The organism is Mucilaginibacter sp. 14171R-50 (assembly GCF_010093045.1).
GTDB lineage: Bacteria > Bacteroidota > Bacteroidia > Sphingobacteriales > Sphingobacteriaceae > Mucilaginibacter.
This window is the reverse complement of sequence record NZ_CP048115.1, coordinates 3399306-3421960: the sequence shown is the minus strand read 5'-3', so window position 1 is coordinate 3421960 and position 22655 is coordinate 3399306. Positions and strand designations below refer to the sequence as shown.

The 22655-nt window shown below is 44.9% G+C and carries 26 protein-coding genes; 11 read left to right on the top strand and 15 right to left on the bottom strand.

Annotated elements, in window-relative coordinates; all coding sequences use genetic code 11:
* Positions 1 to 13: 13 nt before the first annotated feature.
* Both GWR56_RS15565 and GWR56_RS15560 read right to left on the bottom strand, forming a co-directional pair.
* Complete coding sequence (locus tag GWR56_RS15565) at positions 14 to 796, bottom strand: SDR family oxidoreductase (RefSeq protein ID WP_162432142.1); 783 nt, start codon at positions 794 to 796, stop codon at positions 14 to 16.
* Between the two features lie 27 nt (positions 797 to 823).
* On the bottom strand, positions 824 to 1678 hold the full coding sequence (locus GWR56_RS15560; protein ID WP_162432141.1) for an SDR family oxidoreductase: 855 nt from the start codon (positions 1676 to 1678) through the stop codon (positions 824 to 826).
* Between the two features lie 176 nt (positions 1679 to 1854).
* On the opposite strand from GWR56_RS15560, the gene GWR56_RS15555 reads away from it, so the two are divergent.
* Together GWR56_RS15555 and GWR56_RS15550 are read left to right on the top strand one after the other, a co-directional pair.
* On the top strand, positions 1855 to 2856 hold the full coding sequence (locus GWR56_RS15555; protein WP_162432140.1) for an SDR family oxidoreductase: 1002 nt from the start codon (positions 1855 to 1857) through the stop codon (positions 2854 to 2856).
* A gap of 87 nt (positions 2857 to 2943) precedes the next feature.
* Positions 2944 to 3477, top strand: a complete 534-nt coding sequence (locus GWR56_RS15550; protein WP_162432139.1) for a ferritin-like domain-containing protein — start codon at positions 2944 to 2946, stop codon at positions 3475 to 3477.
* Positions 3478 to 3564: 87 nt separating this feature from the next.
* Here the strand turns inward: GWR56_RS15550 and GWR56_RS15545 are convergent, their stop codons facing one another.
* From GWR56_RS15545 to GWR56_RS15535, 3 genes are all read right to left on the bottom strand, one after another.
* Complete coding sequence (locus GWR56_RS15545) at positions 3565 to 4056, bottom strand: DUF421 domain-containing protein (RefSeq protein WP_162432138.1); 492 nt, start codon at positions 4054 to 4056, stop codon at positions 3565 to 3567.
* 5 nt (positions 4057 to 4061) lie between these two features.
* Positions 4062 to 4541: a CinA family protein gene (locus GWR56_RS15540; RefSeq protein WP_162432137.1), complete on the bottom strand. Its 480-nt coding sequence runs from the start codon at positions 4539 to 4541 to the stop codon at positions 4062 to 4064.
* Positions 4542 to 4632: 91 nt separating this feature from the next.
* Positions 4633 to 6981, bottom strand: coding sequence for a PAS domain S-box protein (locus tag GWR56_RS15535; RefSeq protein ID WP_162432136.1), 2349 nt, complete (start codon positions 6979 to 6981; stop codon positions 4633 to 4635).
* A gap of 56 nt (positions 6982 to 7037) precedes the next feature.
* Here GWR56_RS15535 and GWR56_RS15530 point away from each other — a divergent pair, with 56 nt between their 5' ends.
* The 3 genes from GWR56_RS15530 (at position 7038) to GWR56_RS15520 (ending at position 7850) form a co-directional block, all read left to right on the top strand.
* Positions 7038 to 7301, top strand: a complete 264-nt coding sequence (locus GWR56_RS15530; RefSeq protein WP_238395366.1) for a hypothetical protein — start codon at positions 7038 to 7040, stop codon at positions 7299 to 7301.
* A gap of 2 nt (positions 7302 to 7303) precedes the next feature.
* On the top strand, positions 7304 to 7534 hold the full coding sequence (locus GWR56_RS15525) for a KTSC domain-containing protein (RefSeq protein ID WP_162432135.1): 231 nt from the start codon (positions 7304 to 7306) through the stop codon (positions 7532 to 7534).
* 79 nt (positions 7535 to 7613) lie between these two features.
* Complete coding sequence (locus GWR56_RS15520) at positions 7614 to 7850, top strand: hypothetical protein (protein ID WP_162432134.1); 237 nt, start codon at positions 7614 to 7616, stop codon at positions 7848 to 7850.
* 1 nt (position 7851) lies between these two features.
* Here GWR56_RS15520 and GWR56_RS15515 read toward each other — a convergent pair whose 3' ends face one another.
* From GWR56_RS15515 to GWR56_RS15500, 4 genes are all read right to left on the bottom strand, one after another.
* Positions 7852 to 8364, bottom strand: coding sequence for a DinB family protein (locus tag GWR56_RS15515; RefSeq protein ID WP_162432133.1), 513 nt, complete (start codon positions 8362 to 8364; stop codon positions 7852 to 7854).
* Positions 8365 to 8549: 185 nt separating this feature from the next.
* Positions 8550 to 9980 (bottom strand): lipopolysaccharide assembly protein LapB, encoded by a 1431-nt coding sequence (locus tag GWR56_RS15510; RefSeq protein WP_162432132.1) that lies wholly within the window; start codon positions 9978 to 9980, stop codon positions 8550 to 8552.
* A 295-nt stretch (positions 9981 to 10275) separates the two neighbouring features.
* Positions 10276 to 10527, bottom strand: a complete 252-nt coding sequence (locus tag GWR56_RS15505; RefSeq protein WP_162432131.1) for a hypothetical protein — start codon at positions 10525 to 10527, stop codon at positions 10276 to 10278.
* Between the two features lie 17 nt (positions 10528 to 10544).
* Entirely contained in the window at positions 10545 to 10934 is a 390-nt protein-coding gene (locus GWR56_RS15500) for a hypothetical protein (RefSeq protein ID WP_162432130.1), read from the bottom strand.
* A 635-nt stretch (positions 10935 to 11569) separates the two neighbouring features.
* On the opposite strand from GWR56_RS15500, the gene GWR56_RS15495 reads away from it, so the two are divergent.
* The 3 genes from GWR56_RS15495 to GWR56_RS15485 are packed head-to-tail and all read left to right on the top strand — an operon-like array spanning position 11570 to position 15638.
* A complete protein-coding gene (locus GWR56_RS15495; RefSeq protein WP_162432129.1) occupies positions 11570 to 13780 on the top strand; it encodes a hypothetical protein in 2211 nt (736 codons plus the stop codon).
* 10 nt (positions 13781 to 13790) lie between these two features.
* On the top strand, positions 13791 to 14858 hold the full coding sequence (locus GWR56_RS15490) for a zinc-binding dehydrogenase (RefSeq protein WP_202925333.1): 1068 nt from the start codon (positions 13791 to 13793) through the stop codon (positions 14856 to 14858).
* Between the two features lie 18 nt (positions 14859 to 14876).
* Positions 14877 to 15638 carry an SDR family oxidoreductase gene (locus GWR56_RS15485; protein ID WP_162432128.1) on the top strand — a complete coding sequence of 254 codons (762 nt, stop codon included), beginning with the start codon at positions 14877 to 14879 and terminating at the stop codon, positions 15636 to 15638.
* Between the two features lie 11 nt (positions 15639 to 15649).
* Here GWR56_RS15485 and GWR56_RS15480 read toward each other — a convergent pair whose 3' ends face one another.
* From GWR56_RS15480 to GWR56_RS15470, 3 genes are all read right to left on the bottom strand, one after another.
* Positions 15650 to 16132, bottom strand: coding sequence for a DUF2938 domain-containing protein (locus GWR56_RS15480; protein ID WP_162432127.1), 483 nt, complete (start codon positions 16130 to 16132; stop codon positions 15650 to 15652).
* A gap of 66 nt (positions 16133 to 16198) precedes the next feature.
* Positions 16199 to 16681 carry a hypothetical protein gene (locus GWR56_RS15475; RefSeq protein WP_162432126.1) on the bottom strand — a complete coding sequence of 161 codons (483 nt, stop codon included), beginning with the start codon at positions 16679 to 16681 and terminating at the stop codon, positions 16199 to 16201.
* 4 nt (positions 16682 to 16685) lie between these two features.
* Positions 16686 to 17783, bottom strand: a complete 1098-nt coding sequence (locus tag GWR56_RS15470) for a zinc-dependent alcohol dehydrogenase (protein WP_202925332.1) — start codon at positions 17781 to 17783, stop codon at positions 16686 to 16688.
* A gap of 344 nt (positions 17784 to 18127) precedes the next feature.
* Between GWR56_RS15470 and GWR56_RS15465 the strand changes: the two genes are divergently transcribed.
* The 3 genes from GWR56_RS15465 to GWR56_RS15455 all read left to right on the top strand — a co-directional run bounded on the left by GWR56_RS15465 (position 18128) and on the right by GWR56_RS15455 (position 19226).
* Positions 18128 to 18481 (top strand): hypothetical protein, encoded by a 354-nt coding sequence (locus GWR56_RS15465; protein ID WP_162432124.1) that lies wholly within the window; start codon positions 18128 to 18130, stop codon positions 18479 to 18481.
* Positions 18482 to 18757: 276 nt separating this feature from the next.
* Positions 18758 to 18922, top strand: coding sequence for a hypothetical protein (locus GWR56_RS15460; protein WP_162432123.1), 165 nt, complete (start codon positions 18758 to 18760; stop codon positions 18920 to 18922).
* A 49-nt stretch (positions 18923 to 18971) separates the two neighbouring features.
* Positions 18972 to 19226: a hypothetical protein gene (locus GWR56_RS15455; protein ID WP_162432122.1), complete on the top strand. Its 255-nt coding sequence runs from the start codon at positions 18972 to 18974 to the stop codon at positions 19224 to 19226.
* A gap of 27 nt (positions 19227 to 19253) precedes the next feature.
* Here GWR56_RS15455 and GWR56_RS15450 read toward each other — a convergent pair whose 3' ends face one another.
* The 3 genes from GWR56_RS15450 to GWR56_RS15440 are packed head-to-tail and all read right to left on the bottom strand — an operon-like array spanning position 19254 to position 22585.
* Entirely contained in the window at positions 19254 to 20363 is a 1110-nt protein-coding gene (locus GWR56_RS15450; protein WP_162432121.1) for a mechanosensitive ion channel family protein, read from the bottom strand.
* Positions 20363 to 22150 carry a glycoside hydrolase family 15 protein gene (locus GWR56_RS15445; RefSeq protein ID WP_162432120.1) on the bottom strand — a complete coding sequence of 596 codons (1788 nt, stop codon included), beginning with the start codon at positions 22148 to 22150 and terminating at the stop codon, positions 20363 to 20365. The genes GWR56_RS15450 and GWR56_RS15445 overlap by 1 nt, the downstream gene beginning before the upstream one ends.
* 60 nt (positions 22151 to 22210) lie before the next feature.
* On the bottom strand, positions 22211 to 22585 hold the full coding sequence (locus GWR56_RS15440) for a response regulator (protein WP_162432119.1): 375 nt from the start codon (positions 22583 to 22585) through the stop codon (positions 22211 to 22213).
* Positions 22586 to 22655: the final 70 nt, after the last annotated feature.

The following is a 22655-nucleotide window of genomic DNA, read 5'->3' as shown; positions in this document are numbered from 1 at the left end:
AAGGCTGCTTTTGTTACTCTACAGGCTTTTGCTGCTCAGCCATGGTGTGGGCCACGGCACTATCAGGCATCATATTACCTACGCCAACCTGCATTTTGTTTTTAAAGCCCGATATTACCCTGTCGGTACCGGCCATCAGCGCCTCGTAACCATCTTTCGCAACATCAGCAGGGTCAGACATGGCTTCCTTATCCTGTACTATCTTGCTTTGGTTCATATCTGCCTTGTTAAAGAAATCAGTGTCTGTCGGGCCAGGCAACAGCGCGGTAAAAGTTATGCCGCTATTCTTCAATTCTTCGCGGATGGCTGTTGTAAACGAAAGTACAAATGCTTTGGTAGCATGATATACCGCCTGCCATGGACCGGGCATTTTTCCCGCAATCGAACCAAGGTTAAGCACTTTTCCTTCGCCGCGGGCGGCCATTTGCCTTACAAAATGCTTGGTAAGAATAACTGTAGCGCAAATATTAAGACGAATAATGTCCAGCTCACGCTCCAGGTCGTTATCAATAAATAAACCATACACACCTTGCCCTGCATCGTTTACCAATACATCAACCTGTTGTGTAACCTCTGTACACAGCGCTTTTACCTGCTCCATATCCGACAAGTCCTTAGAGATGGTACTTACTTCGATACCGCTTTGCTTAAGTTCAGCCGCTGTGTTCGCCAGTTCCGCCTCGTCGCGCGCTACGATGATTAAGTTATACCCGTCGGCTGCAAATAGCTTAGCCAGTTCTTTGCCAATACCTTCTGTCGCACCGGTAATTAATGCTGTTTTTTTATTATTTTCCATAGTAGTAGTTGTTAATAAATGAAAATTTTAACCGTTAACCACCTCGCCGCCGTTAACATGAATAACCTGCCCGGTGATATATGAGGCATCGTCTGAAGCCAGGAACACATAGGCCGGGCCAAGTTCTGACGGCTGACCGGCCCGTTTCATGGCCGTTTCGCTGCCAAATTTTTCGATCTTTTCCGTGTCGAATGTTGATACGATAAGCGGTGTCCACACAGGCCCCGGGGCAACTGCATTCACCCGTATGTTTTTTTCGGTGAGATTGGTTGCGAGCGACCTTGTAAAAGTTGTTATAGCGCCCTTAGTTGACGAATAATCGATAAGCGCGGGCGATGACCTGTAAGCGGTAACCGAGGTTGTATTGATGATGCAATCGCCTGCCTGCAAATAATCAAGTGCTGCTTCGGCAAAATAAAAATAAGCGAAGATATTAGTACGAAAAGTGATCTCCAATTGCTCTTTGCTGATGTTCTGCGCATCTTTCTGCGGAAACTGCATTCCGGCGTTATTTACCAAAACGTTTAATTTGCCCAGTTTCTTTACTGTCTCTTTAACCGCCTTTTTACAAAAGCCGTCGTCTTTTACATCGCCTTTTATCAGCAGGCATTTCCGCCCGGCAGCTTCAACCAGTTTTTTTGTTTCTTCAGCATCTATGTCCTCATCCAGGTAAACAATGGCTACATCTGCCCCTTCTTTAGCAAAATGCACACTCACAGCCCGTCCAATGCCGCTATCCCCTCCGGTTATCAAAGCTACTTTATCTAAAAGCTTTCCGGCAGCTTTATAGCCGGCCTTTATGTACTCTGGTGCCGGGTTCATTTCTGCCTCTATGCCGGGCTGTTTATCTTGTTTCTTTGGTTTTTTTGCTGCTGTTGCCATATTACTTCAAATAGATAACTATATGCATTAGTCGTTACCGACACGGTTGATCATATCATTTTGAACAGATTTTTTAAGGCAAGGTTTTAACGTATAATAAAATTTATTTCTTACAAATACTCAAACACCCGCTTTTCTCCTTTGTATAATCTTAAAACCATCAAATGCGAATTAACATGGACGACAATAACAAAATCAGCCGCCGCAAAGTAATTGGCGGTATTGGCACCACACTTGCAGCTGTTGCAGCAGCGCCGGTTTTGGCTGCAACTAATAATGATAAGATTATGGGAGCATTACCTTTAGAAGACCCGATCAACAAATATCCAAAACCGCCTTTTGAGGCGCAATCGCAACCATGGCCCGGGCTGGCCGGTAAAATGACGCCCCGCCCCGATCATGGCGAGAAAAGCTATAAAGGATCTGGCAGGTTAGCAGGCCGCAGGGCATTGATAACAGGTGGCGACAGTGGCATAGGCCGTGCAGCTGCTATAGCCTACGCCCGCGAGGGTGCGGATGTCGCCATAAATTATTTTCCGACGGAAGAACCCGATGCGCAGGAAGTAATTGCGCTGATAAAGGCCGAAGGCAGAAAAGCGATAGCAATACCCGGTGACCTGCGCGATGAAGCGTTTTGCAAGAAACTGGTGGATGAGTGTGTTAGCAAACTTGGCGGACTGGATATTTTAGTAAACAACGCCGGCAGGCAGCAAAGCCACGACTCTATTTTGGATATCACCACCGAACAGTTCGACTGGACAATGAAGACAAATATTTACGCGCCGTTTTGGATCATAAAGGCGGCGCTGCCGCATTTACAGCCCGGATCTGTTATTATTGGCACCACATCAGAACAGGCATACGACCCCACTCCCGACCTTTATGATTATGCACAAACCAAAGCTGCTACCATGAACTACGTAAAATCGCTGGCTAAGCAACTGGCACCAAAAGGCATACGCGTTAATGGCGTAGCGCCCGGCCCTGTTTGGACACCGTTACAAGTTAGTGGCGGCGCCAGTATGGAAAAACTGAAAAACTTTGGAGGGCAAACGCCATTTAAGCGCCCGGGGCAGCCGGCCGAGCTGGCCTCGATATACGTTCAGCTGGCGGATCCCGGCGCAAGTTTTGCCACCGGGCAGATCTACGGTTCATCTGGCGGCGCAGGGCAACCTTAAGAATAAAATTATCGTTATAACTTATTTTTTTTCAAACAATAACAAAGTATCACCTGTTGTAACAACATACATTTAACCTAAGAAAACATGGCAACTAAAACAAAAACAACCAAAAAAGGAAAAATGGAAAATTCAGAGTTTCATGAATTTTTTGTTGACGAGTTAAAGGATATTTACTGGGCAGAAAAGCACCTGGTAAAGGCTTTACCAAAAATGAAAAAAGCAGCAACCAGCCCCGAACTGGCTGCCGCCATTGATAAACACACGGCAGAAACCGAAACGCATATTGCTACGCTGGAACAAGTATTTGAACTGTTGGAGGAAAAACCTGCGGCAAAAAAATGCGATGCAATGGCCGGTTTACTTGAAGAAGGCAATGGTATTATTGAAGATACCGATAGCGGCACCATGATACGTGATGCAGGCCTTATCTTAGCCGCGCAAAAGATAGAGCATTATGAGATAGCTACTTATGGCGGCTTACGCACGCTGGCAGCTACCATGGGACGCGATGATGTAGCCGAACTGCTGCAGCAGACCCTGGATAACGAAAAAGCAACTGATGAAGCGCTTACCACTTGTGCTGAAAGCCTTGTGAACGAGCAGGCAGTTGCCGAATAATTGTATTAACTGCTTATCAAAAGGCCCTGTAAGTTACAGGGCCTTTTTTTGTGGTTAACGTAACCCAAATAACAGGGCAAATCCTGGCTAACCTTGTTTTTTTATGGCGCTAATATCGCCGTTGCGTTCCATGTACACTTTATCTATCTTATCCATATCTTCGGTAAGCGCCGATTTACGTACTCCCTGCATAAGGTCCTCTTCACAAACCAGTGCGCGCTTCATTTGATCTCGCAGAAATCTATCCTTATCAAACAACAATATCTTATCCCCTTCCATAACCCTTACAAAACGGTTGTTTGTGGCTACAAGCCATCCGAAAAGGCGGTGAAGCAGCACAATTACAAAGCAGCACACCACCACCGGTATAAAAGGAGAAACGCCGACTATTGCGCGGCTCAATACCGCACCTAATGAAATGGTGATAATATTATCAAGCGGGTTTTTAACGCCGAAAGAGCGCCTGCCGGATACACGGATGAGTAGCAGGGCTATAAAGAACACTACAACACCCCGGCTGCTCATTTGAATGACATTGAGGTCTTTCCCCTCGCCAAAAATTTTAATAAGGATCTCCATAGGTTTTACTTCTGTAATTCATTGATCAATAATTCGGCCGTTGCTGCAACGGTTTGGTGAATAACTTCTTCGCAACTTCCTTTAAAAACTTTACGGAAACTTGCCGGCTGCCCTTTTATAAGGGCAAAAACAAACATGGTACCTACAGGCTTTTCAGGGGTTTCGCTGCCGCCGGGGCTGGTTAGGCCTGTTACAGTAACCTGTATATCTGAAGGGATAAGCCGCGCCAGGCAATAAGCCATCTCGCGGGTAACCTCCATCGACTCCGGTGTGTAGGTATCAATAAGATGTTGCGGTACTTTTAATAAATCTACCTTCAACGAAGCATCGTAACAGGTTATACCACCTTTAAGTACCGCGCCGGAATGAGGCGTAAGCGCAAATTCAGAGCAAAGCCACCCTGCGGTAGCGCTTTCGGCGAAAGCAATTGTTAAGTGTTGGGCCGCCATCAGGCTGGCACATTGTGTGATCTTGTTTTCGGCCATATTATTGGTTTATATCGTATATAGATAAACAACCGGCGATAAACAAGGTTTAAAAAAATTATGCCTGCAATAAGAGATTGGGCGTATAAATCTATTTAATCGGCAACGTAAAATAAAAGGTAGAGCCTACGCCAAACTCACTCTCTACCCATATTTTGCCGCCATGCCTTTGTATGATTTCGGCACTTAGGTACAAACCGATGCCGAAACCCGAAATATGCCTGGTATGCTCGCCCTCTACCCGGTAAAAACGCTCAAACAACTTTTCCTTATCCGTATCCCTTATTCCTATACCCTCGTCCGTTACGCTCACCTGGGCGCCACCTGCAGTTGCCACACAATTTATAGTTATATGGGTCCCCTTCGGGGAGTACTTAACAGCGTTGTTTAACAGGTTGGAAATTACCGATCCTATTTTATCCGGGTCGGCTTCAACTATCACAGGCGTAGACGGGTCAAATATTATCTTGTGGCTGGTTGCAGAAAGTGCAGCTTCATGCACTGCACTTTCAAGTAGTTCTTCCAGGTCAAATCGCTCAGGATTTATGTGTATCTGGCTCGATTCTAATCTGGAAATGTTTAAAAAGCCATTGATAATGGTGGCCATTTTACGTGTTTGCATGGTTGCCTTGTCCATGGCGTTGGCTAAAAACGGATCGTCACTTTTCCGAAGTTTAACGTTGGCCGCCTGTATCAGCGCTGTAAGTGAAGTTAGCGGTGTTTTCAGTTCATGACTTACCATTCCGATAAAGTCGTTCTTACGGGTTTCATCGCGCTTCCTTTCAGAAATGTCCCGGGCTATCTTAGAGGCTCCAATGATATTACCTTTTGTATCTTTTACCGGTGAAATAGTTAAAGAAACGTCAATCAATTTACCATCTTTTGTTACGCGCAGGGTTTCAAAATGCTCAATCCGCTCCCCCTTCTTTAAACGCTCGATAATACGCGGCTCCTCTTCATGCCTGTCCGCGGGCACCAGTTTCAAGATATGCTGCCCTATAGCTTCCGACTCAGCGTATCCAAATAACCGCTCAGCAGAACGATTCCAACTGGTGATAACGCCATCAAGCGTTTTGCTTATAATAGCGTCATCTGAAGATTCTACTATAGCTGCGAGTTTAGCGCTGCGCTCTTCTGCTTGTTTAATATCAGAAATATCCAGCGCTATAATAAGTAACGCATAAATTGCCTGCTTATCGTCCCTAAGTGGTACAAAGTCAACTCTCAGATCGGTACCATCCGCGCCTTTACGCTCTTCAGTAATATGTTCTCCGGCAAGGGCGCGTTCAAATAACGGCTTAACATCGTTGTAACGGTCAACCGGTATCACTTCATTTGCACGCCGGCCTATATAGTCAGGGTTATCATAACCCAATTGGTGCATCAGGTCCCCCTCCACGGCTACAAAACGCTGGTCGGTGTCAACCAAAATAATAAGCGACTTCGGGATATTCACGGCGATGGATTTAAATAGCGCCTCGCTTTTTTGAAGTTCCTGGCGGCTCATGGCCAACTCTTCATTTGTGGCCAACATTTCTTCGTTAGCTGCCGCGAGTTCCTCATTAATAGCGGTTAATTCTTCATTAAGCGCCTGCGTTTCTTCTTCGCTATCCATCAACGCCTTGGTACGCTGCTCAACTTTATCCTCAAGCGACCGGTTAAGTTCAGCCAGGTTCTGCTGTGCTTCGGCCAGCTCCTCATTTATCGTCATTAACTCTTCGTTAGTTGCGGCTATCTCTTCGTTGGCAGCGGTTAATTCTTCATTAAAGGCCGCGGTTTCGCGCTCTTTATCGTATAGCTCTTTTTGCAAACGCTCCTTTTCTTTTATATCACGCATTACGGTGTAATAAAAGAAAAGTGAGATAATTATTGCTAAACCAATGGCAAACAAGATAGCAAAAGGCGTAAGGGCAACATACCGGTTAAGGCTCGCCGTGCGTTCAGACAGCAATTGCCGTTCGGCCGTTTCGGCCTTATTAATTGCAGCACGTAAGGCATCCATGGCCATTTTTCCACTGCTTAGATCGGCCGGTGTTATAGTTTCGTTACGTTGCTTTTTTTCGATGAGTGCCCGTAGGATGCCAAGGCGGTGTTCTAATATCGCCTTAAGCGAAGCCATATTTATCTGCTGGCCAACATTGTCTGTCGTAAGCACTTTCGCTTCGCCAATAAGGCCGAGTGCGTGCCGGTAAGCGCCATTGTAAGGTTCCAAAAAACGGCGATCGCCGCTTAGCAAGTAGCCCCGCTGCCCGGTTTCGGCATCTTTCATTACCGATAGGGTACGCTCCAGCTTTTCTATGACTAAGTTACTGTGTGCCACCGCGTGGTTACTCATCAACAACTTCTGAAGGGTGGCATACGAGATAATACCAACAAGGATCAGGATCAACAGGGCTGATCCAAAGCCTATCTGCAGGTTACTGTTTAACTTAAGTTTCATAAGGCGGCCGGCATATTCCTTAAAGGAGTGCCGTTAAATATAATACTTTGAATAAGATGCTGCAAATATGGCGTTTGAACATCCGTTTTGCAATCAAAAACCTCATTGGTTTGTTATACCTAAAAAAAGGAGGAATTATGCCCTGGTATAACGGAGATTATCCGCCATCTTACAAAAATCAGCCAAAAAAGATTAGGGATAAAGCTACAGAGATAGCTAACGAGGTATTAAAAACAACCGGTAACGAAGGTGAAGCTATTGCCACCGGCCTGAAGCAGGCACGCGCACATTTCAAAAAGGAAGAAGAAGCAAAAAAATAATAATGCCCTCAACGGTTATTGCCCATATTGGTTACGATGCAGAAACTAAAAAGCTTACCATTGTTTACGTTTCAGGGCATACGTATGTTTATCATTCTGTGCCCGAAACTGTTTATAAAGACCTAAAGGCGTCGCGGGTAAAGGGCCGGTACCTGCGCTTTTTTGTGAAGGACAAATATTTATTTGAAAAAATTGCCAGCCCTGTGCCCATTGATACCTCCCCCGCCACCTGAATAACCTTATACCTTATGGTAGTGACAGTTATTTATTAACACCCGATTTTTTGGGCACGCAATTTGCAAGTTACTGGTAATGAGCTCGGACGAATTTAACAAACTAGGGTACCACAAAAAAACAGAAGCTGTTTTGACAGGCACCTTTTTGGCTGACCGGCTTACTGACCACTTTTATGTTAAGCTTTATAACCTCGACAATTTTTATATAGAAGTTTTCTTCGACGATCGCTCGCACCTGATTGTTAAATTCCGTGCCTTTGAACATACCCTTTTTGTATTGCCCTACCTGGAAGAAGTAAAAATAGCGGTGTAAATTAGTGTCCCGCTAACGCGGCGGCGATACGTTTTATTTGATGCACATGCCGTTTTGTATGTACTATTGTAAAGGTTATAGCTTCTGCACGGGTAATATAGCCCATCACCGGCATCTCAAATGCTTTACATGTTTTGGTCATGTCAAGCGTATCAATGGCTTGCAGCAGGTTTGTTTTGATTAATTGCAGCTTTTCAATTAATTGTTGTTTTTGATAAATCTTATCCTCCGGTATGATAAAGTCCGGAGATTTAAGCTTTGTATCAAAATCAAGGAAAATCGATTTAAGTTGTTCCACCCCTGCTTCCGGGTCGCGGTTAGTGTCAGTCACTGGTCCGTTCAGTAATTCCACAAAGCTGCCTGCCGATAAAATCACATGCTGCGCAACCTGCGCCGCTGTCCAGCTTCCTGCAAACGGTACAGTGTTCGCCTGCTCATCGGTTATAGATGATAGCCCGGCCAGCAGTTCGTCAAAGGTTTGTGCTGTTTCGATATTTGCTTGTTTAATATTCATACACAAATGTGCGTGTTAAGGAACAAAAAAGGCGGTGATAAAAACGACAATTTAGAGGTGTGATCGCGCCAAACTGCACGCTAAATTAATACGCTTACTTTTGAGCAGCTTTAATAAACTCAGGATAACGTGCCTACTGCATGGGCCGCAAGGCTAAGCCGGGGCGGCTGAGGTTTAACACCGCATTAATTCCCGGCAGATGGCTCGTCTAATTTTGCTGATATATTCTTGATAGCATCGTCGAGCTGCACCGCGGCATTTACCAGGTGGTTTCGTGATTCATGGAAGGCATCTTCCTTATTATCGCTGTTTTCGATAACCGTAACTATCCCTAAAATATTAGAAAGGTGCCTGCGTACCTCGTGCGAATTGATAAACGCGAGCTCATCCTTTTTAAATTTAAAGAACAACTGTTCGTAATGTCTTTTTTGCCTGATGTTTCGATATAACATCGTACCGATACCAATAATAAGTATTGCGCTTATGGCGGTAAACACTAACCACAGGCGCGTTCTTTTAAAACTTTCTTCTTTGCGTATGTAGGCACCCTCTATTTCATCTACCTTGATCTGCGAAGAAATGATACCTACCTGGGTTAAACGTTCAATTTGTTTTTTTGCCTGCCCCAGTGCCAGCTGATATTGTAAAACCGCTTCATCTTTATCGCTCCTGTTTAAGGCTACGCCACCCAATATTTCATATAATCGCACCTGTATCTCGGGGTGGTTTTGATATTCCCTGCCGGCCAATACCTGCAATGCAACATTTCGAGCCGAATCTAATTTCCCGGCTTTGAAGTAAGCGTCTGCAAGGTTTAATTCGTCATAAGCTTCAAATACAAATTTAGGGTCATCCTTTGCTGCACGGATCAGGGCGACAGCCTGCTGATAATTTTGTTGAAGTAAAGCAAGGTAGTAGGCCATTCTTTTATGAATAGTATACAGCCGGCCCGATGTATTTGGGGCATTGTTTAATAATTTACTGTACAGCGCTACGGAGTCTGCCTTACCCAGGCAAAAATAATTTTCTGCCTTGTTAGACCAGATCATCACTTGCAGAATGTTATCTGCAAATTTTTTCTGATCTACAATTCCCTGGGCCTCCTGCAGGTAAAGCAACGACTGGCTGTACAGGTTGTTTTTGTAATAAATATCGGAGATGTTGATATCAACCATCGCCTGTATATAGGCATCGTTAAGGGTTAAGGCCTCCTTCCTGGCCAACCTAAAATTAGATATAGCCTCGATGGTGTTACCTTTAATTGTTTGCAAGAAAGCCATATGCGTAAAGCAGGCATACAGCAGGTAATGCGCCTTATTTTTATGAGCCAGTTCAGTAGCTTTGGTTAATGTCTTTTCGGCCTCCTTATAACGTTTAATCCCCATCTGATACATGGTTTCAACAAAGTATTCTAACGCTTCCTGATTTTGAACGTGGTGCGTTTGCAGTATATTTAGCAGCTCCGATTTGGTGGTCTCCAGTTTTTTTACCGGTACGTCATTGAAGTAGTAGCGGATATTGAGCACCAGTTTTTTTTCCTTCAGGTCCGGATCCGTAATTTGCAGAATATGTAAAAGACTGTCTTGCTTAGGTGTTGCGCATACATGGCTGATCAAATAACAGCAACAAAAAATAATTAATAAAGCACGTTTGAGAAGCATATATGATTTAGCAATTGGCAGTTATCATAGGGTTGCCTAAAGATAAAAAAATATTTCGTACCGGTTAAACAAATTGATATCGGTTATCCACCAATCGTTCATGAAAGAAGCTATTAGAAGTAAATCGGCCGGTTGTTAGCCGGCCCTTGTTGTGTATATTGCAGTCGTACAGTGTATTATTTCTTGAAAGCACGGTATACCGTAGCCTATTCGTAATATAAACCGGCCGTTGCTGTGCTGTTAAAGTATATTAACGTTGTGGCGTAGTGTTAGCCGTATCTTGTTTTGCCCGCGCTGTATCGCCGGCTGCTGTGCCGGCAGAGGAAGCCGATGCATTGGGCGGTATTGTTCCCGAAGAGTCAGCTCCGGTAGCGGCTCCCCCGCTACCAGTCGAATCCTGGCTAACAGCGCTGCTATCGGTTGTGCCCTGTTTACTGCTGCCGCTGCACGCGGCAAATGCAAGGCATGCGCAAATGGCTGCCGCTAAAAGTTGCTTTTTCATAGTTTTTTGTTTGTTATTTATCTGTATCCTCTTTCGTCAAATAATTCCAATCGATAAAGCGGAGAGTGTTGCGTTAATAATCCCGCAAAAAACGACACCAAACCAAGCAGCAGATGAGGCAGGAATACGAAATGGTAAAAGCCGTAGATCCACGGGGCAGCAATTAATATAATACCTACTATCATATCTATAACAAGGTGCAGCTGCATCGGGAATGCTTTGAAGATCCCGTATGGATGGGTGCTGAATATGGCCATCACCAGTTGCATGGAGCCCATACACAAAGGCAGGTACAGCGGCGCGCCGCCCAACTTGGCAAATCCGAAAATCCAGGGAGAGAAGGTAATAAGCAAGCCGCCAACATAATCTAGTATGCCATGCGCTTTCAGAGAAATTATAGGCTTCATAATATAAGTAATTATTGCTGTTACGCCCGCTAAGCAGCGTTACAGCGTGTGTTAAAAATTATAGTTGATATAGTACGTGCGTAATTTCAGTTGTCTTTTAACCGATCGGATAGTACATAGCGAAAATATTTCGGTAAGGCAGCAGTATGCAGATTAAAAACAACCTCTAACCAAATAACCATATCCGGGCCCGAAAGTTTTATCAAAAGAAAAAAGATTAACTACAAATTATAATCTAATGATCTTAATGCGAGGGGCACGCGGCCGGAACGTTTCTTTCATAACGCGCATTACTATTAAAAAAATGAATTACAGGTTAAAACCTTTTAATACACACGCTGGTTGTATACATACCTTTCAGATACCATTTAAGTACTTGCCGGATAGAATATTGATTTATCAAGTTAAACTGTGATTATACAGCTATGAATAAATACGACATCCATTTAAAACAAATTGCACCTGTAAAAACAGGCAACCCACCACATCTTTTTTTTATAGAAGTATTCCGAACGCTCGTTCGCTATACATTTCCCACTCACTATTATCCGCCGGCATTGTAAGACACTTACAATTGTTGATGATACAGCCGGCACCTTTTACTGGCATTTAGTATAATATTACACAACCACAATATGAAACCTGAATTAACAATTTGGGCGGTTACAGCCGCCGAACAACTAACAAACCTATCTGAAAAACCCCTTCTGCAGCGCAAGGCTAACGAATTCACTTTTAACGTACACCTGCTGCACGACACCTTATGGGTAATTGTAAAATGGAGAAATAAAGACCGGGCGGCGTTCCGTACTGCATACTCTCCAGACGGATTAAAAGTAGAGCAGCTTACCAAACGCGAGGACGGCGCGCAGGTGAATTTAAGCTCAACAATTGGCGAGTTTAATGTTGATATCACCTTCCCCTATGCGCAAAAAACCGTTTTACACTACACCGTAACCTTTAAGGCAAGCAATAACCTGTATATTCCCTTTTGGCCTAAGGACGTACTGATGTTAGGAAATAAGGGCACCCAGGTGCCGGCTGGTGACGTGCATATCAGGCAAAGAGGCATCCGCACAGGGGTGGTATATGCGGCGTTTAAACAACCTGCAGAAGGGTCGCTGCTTTATTTCCAAAACCTCACGGCCTTAAATGATTACTGCCAGCTTACCGAAACGTCTGTTTCTGAAACCGTGGGCGGTGAATGGCCGGAGTTTGGGTTTTCACTGCCGCTTACTAAAGAGAAACCAATGCCCGCGGGTAAAAAACTAACCATTGCCGACGCGTTTGTATCCTTTAGCACCGATACGCCCAAAGATCAGTTTGAGATAGCAAGGCAATATCTTGATCACTTGGCAGCTATTTATCTGTTATTACCACGCCCGGATACCAAATACCAGGACTACCCAGACCTTATAAAAAGATCTATCCACGACCTTGAGCACAATAAAGGCTGCTGGTGCCAGCATAGCGGCTGCTCTTACCTGAACGCCTACGTATGCGATTACGCTACCCCGCCCGAAATTATGGTACAGCTTGCCGTGCTGCTGCCGGTGTGGGATTATATGGATTGGAGCGGTGAAGACCTGCCCTTTTCAAATCAGATATACGAAAACCTGCGTACCTTTTACAGCGATGAATTAAAAACAATAAAGCGCTGGCTGCCCGCAGCCGAAGATCAGCTGGATGAATCGGAAGAACAAAAGGTGCCCAACACCATGGATGCCTGGTATTTGCATCACCCCTTGTTAAACCTTGGCCGCATGGCCTTAAAAGGCGACAAAGTTGGCAAGGAGCTATTTTTAAATTCGGTTGATTTTGCGATAAAGGTTGCCCACCACTTTAATTACAAATGGCCGGTGTTCTATGATATGCAATCGCTTAAAACGCTTAAGGAAGAAACGCAGCCCGGCATGGGCGGCGAAAAGGATGTGGCTGGTGTTTACGCCCAGGTAATGTTGCTGGCGTATGATGTAACCGGCAAAAAGCGATTTTTGGAAGAGGCCGAAAAAGCAGCGCAATCACTTGTGCAATTTGGGTTCGATATATTTTACCAGGCAAATAACACAACATTTTCTGCTAAGGCCATGCTGCGCCTTTATAAAGAAACTAAAAAGCAGCAGTACCTTGATCTTTGCTACCTGCATATAGCAAACCTGTTTAAAAACATGGCCATTTGGGAGTGTAACTATGGTTACGGCGTAAACTTCCCGATGTTTTTTGGCCTGTTCCCGTTAAATGATGCCCCTTACCTGGCTGTGTACGAAGAGCAGGAAAGCTTCGCATCAATGCACGAGTTGTTGGTGTTGGCTGAAGGAACCGATTTTTTACCGAGCGCCCGTTTGTTGCTGGCCGAGTATGTTAAATATATGATACACCGTGCAGTTTATTACTTCCCCCCTATGCTGCCAAAAGAAATGCTGGCTGATGAAACTAAAACCGGCGAGATAGACCCGAAACTTTGGATAGCGCTTGAGGATATTTACGATGGCTGGGAAAAAGCGGGTGCCGTTGGGCAAGAGGTATATGGCGCCGGGCTATGCTTTGGTATAGTGCCACGCCATTACATACGTATACCCGGGCAATCGTTTATGATATATATGGATTACCCCACCGGCAATAAGGTTGTAAAAAATAATACCATAACTATAAACGTACTGGGCAGCAAGGAACTTACATGCCGCGTATGTATTATTAAAACAACCGATGGAAACCTTCCAAAAATAAGCGTTGTAGCCGGCAATGAACAAGACCAGCAGCAGTTGGATAAGCTAAGTGCTAAAAAGCTGCCAAATGAATTTGAAATACATGGCGAGCAGACCATTATTATAAAGTGGAACGATTAATATGACTACTATGGAGGATGATAAAATGAAAGCCGCGTTAAAAACACTTGAAGGAGATTTTGAACTAAGCCAGGTTAAAACACCCGAAATTAAACATCCCGATTGGGTTTTGGCCAGGGTGAAGGTGGCCGGTATATGCGGTACCGACCTGCGGCACTGGAAGATAAAGGAGCCCGAATTGGAATGCAAAATAATGGGTCACGAACTTGCCGGCGAGGTGGTTGAGGTTGGCCCTGCTGTTACCAACGTAAAGCCCGGCGACCGGGTGGTTATTGAAACCCTGCTTGGCGACGATACCTGCGAGTGGTGCAATATTCAACGTTATAATTTGTGCCCTAATTTGTATCCGGTACGGATGAAAACGCTTTCGCAGGCGTTTGCCCAATATGTGGCCGGGCCCCAAAAGAAATTTTATAAACTGCCCGATCATGTAAGCTTTGAAGAAGCAACTTTACTTGACACTTTTTCGGTTTGTATGCACGCCATACAGTTAAGCGGTATCAAGTTAAACGATAAGGTGGTGATAATAGGCGCCGGTTGCATAGGGCTTGGACAATTGCAATTAGCCAAAATAAGCGGTGCCGATGTATTGATCATAGATAAGGTTGATTCGGCCCTGAAGCTGGCAAAAGAGCTTGGGGCAAACGAAGTTGTAAACTCTGAAAATGAAGACCCCCACGAAAAAGTAATGCAGTTTACCGGGAACCGTGGTGCCGATATTGTATTTGAATGCGCGGGCGGCTCGGCAATGCCCATGACCTTGCCCCAGGCGGTAACCTATAGCAGGGTAAATGGCAAGGCGGTTATAGTAGGTGGATTTGAAAAAGACCAGAAGCTAATTGAAATGGATTGGTCGCGAATTCAAATGTCGGAGATCAAATTGATCCCGAGTGCGAGTTACTCGTTCTGGGATATCTATCCTGAAATGCAGATGTCGCTTGACCTGGTGGCAAATGGCAAGTTAAATGCCAAAAAACTCATCACTCATAATTTCCCGCTTGATAAGATCAACGAAGCATTTGAAACCGCAAGAAACAAAGAAGAAACCGGCGCTGTGTTTGTCGCGCTAACTGTTTAACTAATTAATATTTACGGAATGCAAAATAACATTAGTCACGATAGTAAACTGCAAATTGCCGGGGCAGGTATAATTGTGACCGGCGGCACCACCGGTATAGGCCGCGCCATAGCCGCGGTGCTGGCTAAAGAAGGGGCAAATGTTTTTCTGTGCGGTACCAACGAGGAGCACCTGAGGGAAACTTTACAGCACATTGAAGATAAACAGGTGCGGGGAAAGGTTAAAGGAAAAACCACTGACCTATCCACGGAAGACGGCATAAAAGAACTTTTTAAGAGCGCGGACGAACATTTAGGTAAGCTGGACGTGTTAGTTAATAACGCCGCACTTGCCCACCAGGATGTTTATGACGGCGAATACAGCGATTGGGAGCGGGTAATAAAAACAAACCTGCTCAGCTACATTGCCTGTACCCGTTACGCCTTAGATCGCATGACGCCCACCGGCAGAGGCCACATAATTAACATAGGATCGATGAGTTCGGACGTGCGCGAAAAAGGCAGCTCTATTTATGTAGCCACTAAATCGGGGATACAAGGATTTACTGAGACCCTGCGAAAGGAAGTAAACGAAAAAGGAATAAAAGTATCGTTGGTAGAGCCCGGCGCGGTGATGTCTAACATGCAGCCAGACGAGGTTGAACAACAACAGGAAGCCCTGGCACGAATGGAAATGATGGAAGCGGAAGACATTGGGGACGCCATTCTGTTTGCATTAACCCGGCCAATGCGATGTGATGTAGCCGAAATAAAAATAAAGCCTCATTTGCAAATCATTTAATGCGTAAACAATTACACAGCCGGTTCATCATTCACTGACGATGATTCTTCATTTGATTTGATGAGCCGGTAAGTAATAGTTGCAAACACCGCAAAAACCACGTGCGCCGGTATGCGCTGCAGGTAATAATGATCGAACCGCATAAGCGGCGGCAGCGGGTGTGCCTTAAAAGTGCCCTTCCATATTAAAAAACCCAACACGCCGCTAACAAGGCCAAGTATTACCCCGTTTAGTATGGTGTGTTTTATTTTGCGCGTTTCCCATAACTCCACATAAACGGCTGCAAACACAAAACCCATCGCAAAATGGGCGCCCCATCCGGCTATCTGTTTTGCATTTTTTGATAACGCTGGTGCCAGCCTGCCAATCATGGTGGCCAGGTGCTGTGGTTCGCGAAAATTCTCTCCGAATATCTCCGACATCAGGTGGCTGCTAAGGGTCATCACGCTGGTGCCCCCAATGGCTGAAAGTGCGGTTTTTGCTGCTTGGTTCATAGCTGTAAATAATGTACATAAAAAAGCAATTGCCGTAAATTTTGTTTTACGGCAATTGCTTGTATTTTATTTTTTCCGGGTAACGGTTGTAACAATGGCCGCTGTTACCAGGGCCGTTATAGCCAGTTTGGACAGGAAGCCTACCGCATTGTGCTTCATTTCAACCTTCCACCCTCTTTCCGCAAATACATTGGGTACATGGCCTTTTCGCAAGTCCTCAATTACGCCCTCAAAAACGTTTATACGGTCGGCAAATATTAACGGCAGCCAATGCCGGTACCGGTCTTCGCTGTGTTTAAAGGCGTAACGCCTGATGGCACCACTGAGGCCCGATGGTGGTACGCTGGTACCAAAAACAGTGGTAATGGCCGGTCGTTCGGTCGACTGCAATATCTCCACGGTTTGGGGCTGCTGAACCGACCGCTCATAATTAATACGGTTATGATCATCGCCGGTATAATGTTTCATGGGGTAAGTCGGCTCGTTTTCCGGGTCGGCGTCCATACCATACCCGGGAATTGTAGTTACATCTATATTATTATTTGCCATGGTTTTAAGATTTTGTAGATGGTATCAATACTGTTTTTATACAATTGTCCAGTTTGGACGAGAAAAGCCGGTAAGCATCGGCCACCTCTTCTAACGGGATGCGGTGTGTGATCAGCTCTTTGGGGTTAAGCCTGCCTGATTGTACATGATCTATAAGTTTTGGCAGCAAACGCTTTACCGACGCCTGGTTAGCCCTAAGCGTTATACCTTTATTTACAACATTCCCTATCGGGATAAGGTTAAACGGCGGGCCATACACACCCACAACAGAAACTATCCCTCCTTTTTTTACCGAGTTGATAGCCCATTGTAACGCAGTACCCGCACCTGCCTGCATTAAACTTATGCGGCCACTAAAGGTTTGCAGGGTATTACCTTCTGCTTCGCAGCCCACGCAATCTATACACACGTCGGCGCCGTACCAGTCGGTGGTTTTCTTCAGGAACAATACCGGGTCTTCCAGCGATTTGAAGTTGTACACCTCACATTTCGCATAGTTTTTAGCAAACTCCAGGCGGTAATCAATATGATCGATAACAATAACACGCGACGGGCCAAAAAACCAGGCACATCGTGCGGCCATAATACCTATTGGGCCGGCACCAAATACCACAACCGTATCGCCGGGTTTTATACCACCCATCTCTGCAGCCTGGTACCCGGTGGGTACCACATCGGTTAGTAAAACGGCATCGTCGGGGTCCATATCAGCGGGTATAACGGTGGGGCCTACATCGGCATAAGGTACGCGTACATACTCGGCCTGGCCGCCGTCAAAGCCGCCCGCAGTGTGCGAATAGCCAAATATCCCACCTACCGCGGTTGCCATAGGGTTAGATTCGTGACAGTTGCCATACAGCCCTTGTTTGCAAAAGTTGCACTTGCCGCACGCGATATTAAAAGGCACAAGCACCTGGTCGCCTACTTTTAAGTTCCGCACCATTGACCCAACCTCTTCTACTATCCCGGTAAATTCGTGGCCAAAAGTAGACCCAACGCGGGTGTCGGGCACCATACCATGATAAAGGTGCAGATCTGAACCGCAGATGCAGGTACGGGTTACCCTCACAATAGCATCCTCAGGGTGCTGTATCTCTGGCATTGGCCGCTGTTCGGCCCTGACCCTATAGGGCCCTCGGTAATTCATTGCTAACATATATTCTAATTAAGTGGTGTTTTCCTGATAGAAGAACATCGCGAAGGCAACTTAGTTTGAAAATATATTAATTAAAAAGAAAGAAACAATATTTTTTGCGATTGGTTATATAGACGGCCTTATGGAAAAATAGCTGAATAACAGGAGTGATAGCATGATCTGAATTTGAAGAAACAAGCGCTCCTTAGTAAGCTGTTCATATCGGGCCGGACTTATACGACACCGGCGATTATAACAAAGTTGCTTGTAGTCCCTTGTAACGATCTCTAAATCAATATAAAAATAAACATATGGTACCAGAAGAAAACGCGGCCCCGGGCCAGCAGAATTTCCCTGATGAAAATGGCGACACGCAACGCGAAACCCAATCAGGACAGGAAATAATCAAAGGCGCACGCCAGGAAGATCAGTTGGATGCGATGAAAGAAGAAGCGAAAAATAATCCGTCTGAAAACAGCCAGGGGGCATCGCCAGACGATGCTGAAGGTGAGGATAAGAACCGCCTATCGCAAAACGATATTAACAACAACATCAACACTTTTGAGCAAACCCAGGCCGCCCGCTCGGCTCTGGAAACGCCTGAAGGAAAAAATAACGGCGCCAAACCCGCCGCTTTCGACGGGCAGCAAAGCAGCCACCCATAACGGTTGCTTATTAACTTTTAAAGCAGTACCAGCAAAGGACGAATATTAATATCATGAAGGCTGCCCAGGCAGTGAAAAAGACCCATAAAGGAATTCTTTTGCTATTTAAAGTTTTCATAAAAGTTCTTGCTAAATCGGTGGTATCGTTAGCGCATCGGAAAGTAGATATTTATATTACAAATCCGGAGCGGGAATGTTTAACTTTTAAATAAATTTTTTACTTATTTAAAAACATATTCATGAATCGTGCGGTTATGCAGATATACTGATAACATTATGGACAACGGTTCAACATTTGTAAAAGGCCAAAAAGTAATCACCCCACGGGGCGAAGGCTACGTAGTTGAAATATCAGGCAATGATGCTACGGTGAAACTTGATGGCGGCGAAGAAGCCACAGTTCGTACGGACGAGCTGGAGGATGATTCGGACGCCGGGTAATAATAAATTTTGCAGGGATGCCTGCATACTAATATTAAAACAAAATATTATGAAAAAATTATTTGTGATAGCTGTACTCTCTGTATGTACAGTTTTAAGCGCTTGTAAAGGGAACGGAAGTACCAGTACCGATACGACCTCTACAATGTCTGACACTACCACAGGTTTAAACGACGGAACCGGCGCGCCTGGTTCAGGTACAGGTGCTGCAGGTGCGGGTACCGTTGGCGACTCCACTGCTACGCCGCAGGATACTGTTAACGGTGCACCCCAGCCACAGCGCCCGGACACCATGAAGCACTAAGTGTGCGTTCATCAGACCAGTTCTCAGTTATTCTTGTAATTTAACGGGCGGGAAATCATCCTGCCCGTTGTTATTTTCGGTCGTAACCCGTATCCTTGGTAAGCTGGAAGGATAGTTTTCCTGCAGATACTTCAGCATGTTTTCGCGAATATAACATCTCAGATCGAACGCTTTCGATGAATTGTGCGCGCTCACCAACATCCGCACTTCAACAGTTGTTTCCTTTACATCTGTTACTTGTAATATGCCCAGGCGTTTATCCCACAGCGGCGTTTCATTAAGCAACCGGGTTAACTCTGCCCTGAGCGGCTCGGCGGGTACATTATAATCAACATATAAAAAAACTGTACCTAACAGTTCAGAGGTTGTCCGCGTCCAGTTCTGAAACGGCTTTTCGATGAAGTAATTTATAGGCAGTATCAGCCTGCGCTGATCCCAGATATTTAATACCACGTAAGTAAGTGTTATCTCCTCTACCCTGCCCCATTCGCCCTCAACCACCAGCACATCGTCAATACGTATAGGCTGTGTAAACGCTATCTGGAAACCCGCCAAAAGGTTGCCTAAGGATTTCTGGGCGGCAAAACCTATAATAATACCGCCTATACCTACCCCGGTGAGCAGCCCGGCCCCAAGCTTTCGTACACCGTCAAAACTTAGCAGAATGAGCGACAGTGTTATTACAATGATGAGCACCGTAGAAACCTTTCTTACAAACTGCAGCTGAGTGCGTACTTTACGCTCCCTAAGGTTATCCGTTTTGTTAAAATCGTATTTATAGTACACATAATCTTCAAGTACCTTAATAGCGTTCATCAAAATACTTGCAAACGATACGAGCAGCGCTATACCGAGCCACCGCCTTACATCGTTATCATAAGCGTCTTTTAAAGCCACAAAGGGTAACAGGATATTTGCTACAAAAAGTGGTATAAAGTGGTTCAAAGGCCGGCTTAAATGGGTTACCACCGACCTGAAGAAAGAGTACTCCGCTTCCTTTTTATTCTTGTAATAATTTAACAGCAGTTTAATAAATACCTTGATTATAAAACCAATAAGCAGCACAAAAGCAATGATCGCCAGGTTCCACAGCCATGGCGGCAGTTGTTTTGCCCATATATTTATTTGTTTTTCCATTACAAAAATATCGGTCGGTCAAGTTTCATCGCAATCCTGTAAGCCGCGTTCATGAGCCCCACATGGCTGTAAGCCTGGGGGAAGTTACCCCACTGGCTTCCTGTTGCCTCGTCAACATCTTCGCTGAACAGCAGCAAATGGTTGCAATATTTCATCAATTTTTCAAACTCTTTGATCGCATCATCAATCCTGCCAACACAGGCAAGCGCTTCTACATACCAGAAAGCACAGATCAGGAAAGTAGTTTTAGGTTTGCCAAAGTCGTCGCTGTGTATATACCGGTAAAAAAGACCTCCTTCGGTCTTAAGCTCCTTTTCCAGGGCTATCAAATGATCTTTAGCCCGCTGCGATGCCGGATCGAGGTAATTCATCATGATAAGCTGTAGTGTGCTTGCATCAAGGTAAGGGCTGCCCACAGCATGTGTGTAAACCTTCCGTTCTTCATCGTAACAACTTTCTATATGCGCCGCGGCCTTGTCTTTTAATCGCCGCGCTTTTTCTACCAATTCATCATTATTAATGGTCAGCGCTATTTTCTCGGCCGCACAACATCCCGCCCATTGAAAAAGGTTGCTGTAGCAATGTATATGTGCTATATTTCTGAATTCCCAGATACCGGCGTCCTTTTCATCTATGGTACGTTCTATTTTATTAAGGATGAATAAGATCCATTTATCAGAGTCTTTGCGCTCGCTAAAAACAAAACGGTGATCGGTGTAAAGCGGCAAAAGCGAAACCAGCACCTGGCCGTAAATGTCGTTCTGAATATGCTCTGATGCCTGGTTGCCAATGCGCACCGGTTTATTCCCCATATAACCATCCAGATGTTCCATTATGGTTTCGGTGAGGTCCTTATTGCCTGCAATACCGTATAGTGGCTGGTACCTGAAGCTGTCTTTTTCCCCGAAAGAAATATCGGTTATATAACTAAAGTAACGCTCCATTTCTTCAAAATGCCCTATATGGTTTAACGATGTAAGCACGTAGTAGGTATCGCGCAGCCAGCAGTACCGGTAATCCCAGTTGCGCCCGCTTCCCGGCGACTCCGGCAAACTGCTGGTGCTTGCCGCAATTACAGCGCCCGTGTCCTCGTACTGGTGTATTTTAAGGGCAAGGGCGGCGCGGATAACGTAAGGCTGGTAAAACCCCGCTATAGAAGAATGCTTGATCCATAAGCGCCAATACTCAACCGTTTGCCGCAAGTATTTTTCTGCAATGCCTGAAAGCGATTCATCTATCTCGGCCCCATAGTTCAACAGCAGGTATTTGGTTTCGTTAAGCGAAAAGTACGATGCCTCGGCAAGGTAGGTAAGCGGGATGTTCGAAGTAAGCGTCATGCGTTCATCGCAACCGGTAAATTCTATCGAGTCGCTGCCAAGCAGCTGGTCCCATTTATTACGGCCATAATCGCAAACCGGTTCGCATTTTACGCGCACCCTGGGGTTACCCTCCAGCACTTCTATCTTCCGCACCAATATTAGCGGTTTGTAGTACCGTTCGTTTTTCCGGAACCTCGGTGCAAAATCCGTTACCCTGTATTTGCCGTTGGCGCAGGTAATTTCTGTACACAAAACGTTGGTGTTTTCCAGGTAATATTGCCTTGATGTAAACTCGCCCAAAGGCTTAACAGAAAATTCGCCGCCCTTATGCTCGTCAAGCAAACTTCCGAATATAAAGGGGCTGTCAAAACGGGGCCAGCACATCCATTGGATGTTGGTATCTGTATTAATATGGGCTAAAAATGCACAATTGCCAATTATGCCGGTTTTATAGGTATGTGTTTCCATTAATCAATTTAAATTAACATACCAACAACTATAATTTGTAATTGTTAACAAAACCTGAAATTATTCTGCATTTGCTGTTTCTGATAGCATAGCAATTAATAAAGTCATATCATTTAAACTTAGGGGTTTGTTTAAAAGATGTGTACAGCCAAATTTTGGTGCAAAACGCTGTAAATCATCATATTCTGTTAGTAGCGCTACCGGCAGGCTATGTAAATATTTATCGCATTTAATTTGATGGCATAAGCTTCCGCCGTTACCGTCCTCTAATATAAAATCAATAATTACCAGGTCGGGCGTATGCTTATAAAGCGTGTTTAACAAACCTTGTGATGATTGCCGTGTTACACCCTTTACAGCCAGTTGAGAACAGCAATCCTTAAACAGATCTATTGTACAGGCATCATTGCTCACTAAAAGAATATTGGTGGTCATAAAGCGTGGTTTATTATATAACATTTAAACAGCGCACTGGTTTTATAATTTTCATATAACGATAATTTTA

Coding starts and splice junctions, on each gene's coding strand:
- GWR56_RS15455 (WP_162432122.1), top strand. CDS start 18,972: ATGAAAAAATTATTTGTGATAGCTGTACTCTCTGTATGTACAGTTTTA.
- GWR56_RS15440 (WP_162432119.1), bottom strand. CDS start 22,585: ATGACCACCAATATTCTTTTAGTGAGCAATGATGCCTGTACAATAGAT.
- GWR56_RS15450 (WP_162432121.1), bottom strand. CDS start 20,363: ATGGAAAAACAAATAAATATATGGGCAAAACAACTGCCGCCATGGCTG.
- GWR56_RS15485 (WP_162432128.1), top strand. CDS start 14,877: ATGCAAAATAACATTAGTCACGATAGTAAACTGCAAATTGCCGGGGCA.
- GWR56_RS15550 (WP_162432139.1), top strand. CDS start 2,944: ATGGCAACTAAAACAAAAACAACCAAAAAAGGAAAAATGGAAAATTCA.
- GWR56_RS15490 (WP_202925333.1), top strand. CDS start 13,791: ATGGAGGATGATAAAATGAAAGCCGCGTTAAAAACACTTGAAGGAGAT.
- GWR56_RS15555 (WP_162432140.1), top strand. CDS start 1,855: ATGGACGACAATAACAAAATCAGCCGCCGCAAAGTAATTGGCGGTATT.
- GWR56_RS15545 (WP_162432138.1), bottom strand. CDS start 4,056: ATGGAGATCCTTATTAAAATTTTTGGCGAGGGGAAAGACCTCAATGTC.
- GWR56_RS15460 (WP_162432123.1), top strand. CDS start 18,758: ATGGACAACGGTTCAACATTTGTAAAAGGCCAAAAAGTAATCACCCCA.
- GWR56_RS15470 (WP_202925332.1), bottom strand. CDS start 17,783: ATGCCAGAGATACAGCACCCTGAGGATGCTATTGTGAGGGTAACCCGT.
- GWR56_RS15500 (WP_162432130.1), bottom strand. CDS start 10,934: ATGAAGCCTATAATTTCTCTGAAAGCGCATGGCATACTAGATTATGTT.
- GWR56_RS15445 (WP_162432120.1), bottom strand. CDS start 22,150: ATGGAAACACATACCTATAAAACCGGCATAATTGGCAATTGTGCATTT.
- GWR56_RS15530 (WP_238395366.1), top strand. CDS start 7,038: ATGCTGCAAATATGGCGTTTGAACATCCGTTTTGCAATCAAAAACCTC.
- GWR56_RS15525 (WP_162432135.1), top strand. CDS start 7,304: ATGCCCTCAACGGTTATTGCCCATATTGGTTACGATGCAGAAACTAAA.
- GWR56_RS15480 (WP_162432127.1), bottom strand. CDS start 16,132: ATGAACCAAGCAGCAAAAACCGCACTTTCAGCCATTGGGGGCACCAGC.
- GWR56_RS15535 (WP_162432136.1), bottom strand. CDS start 6,981: ATGAAACTTAAGTTAAACAGTAACCTGCAGATAGGCTTTGGATCAGCC.
- GWR56_RS15465 (WP_162432124.1), top strand. CDS start 18,128: ATGGTACCAGAAGAAAACGCGGCCCCGGGCCAGCAGAATTTCCCTGAT.
- GWR56_RS15560 (WP_162432141.1), bottom strand. CDS start 1,678: ATGGCAACAGCAGCAAAAAAACCAAAGAAACAAGATAAACAGCCCGGC.
- GWR56_RS15505 (WP_162432131.1), bottom strand. CDS start 10,527: ATGAAAAAGCAACTTTTAGCGGCAGCCATTTGCGCATGCCTTGCATTT.
- GWR56_RS15520 (WP_162432134.1), top strand. CDS start 7,614: ATGAGCTCGGACGAATTTAACAAACTAGGGTACCACAAAAAAACAGAA.
- GWR56_RS15475 (WP_162432126.1), bottom strand. CDS start 16,681: ATGGCAAATAATAATATAGATGTAACTACAATTCCCGGGTATGGTATG.
- GWR56_RS15565 (WP_162432142.1), bottom strand. CDS start 796: ATGGAAAATAATAAAAAAACAGCATTAATTACCGGTGCGACAGAAGGT.
- GWR56_RS15515 (WP_162432133.1), bottom strand. CDS start 8,364: ATGAATATTAAACAAGCAAATATCGAAACAGCACAAACCTTTGACGAA.
- GWR56_RS15540 (WP_162432137.1), bottom strand. CDS start 4,541: ATGGCCGAAAACAAGATCACACAATGTGCCAGCCTGATGGCGGCCCAA.
- GWR56_RS15495 (WP_162432129.1), top strand. CDS start 11,570: ATGAAACCTGAATTAACAATTTGGGCGGTTACAGCCGCCGAACAACTA.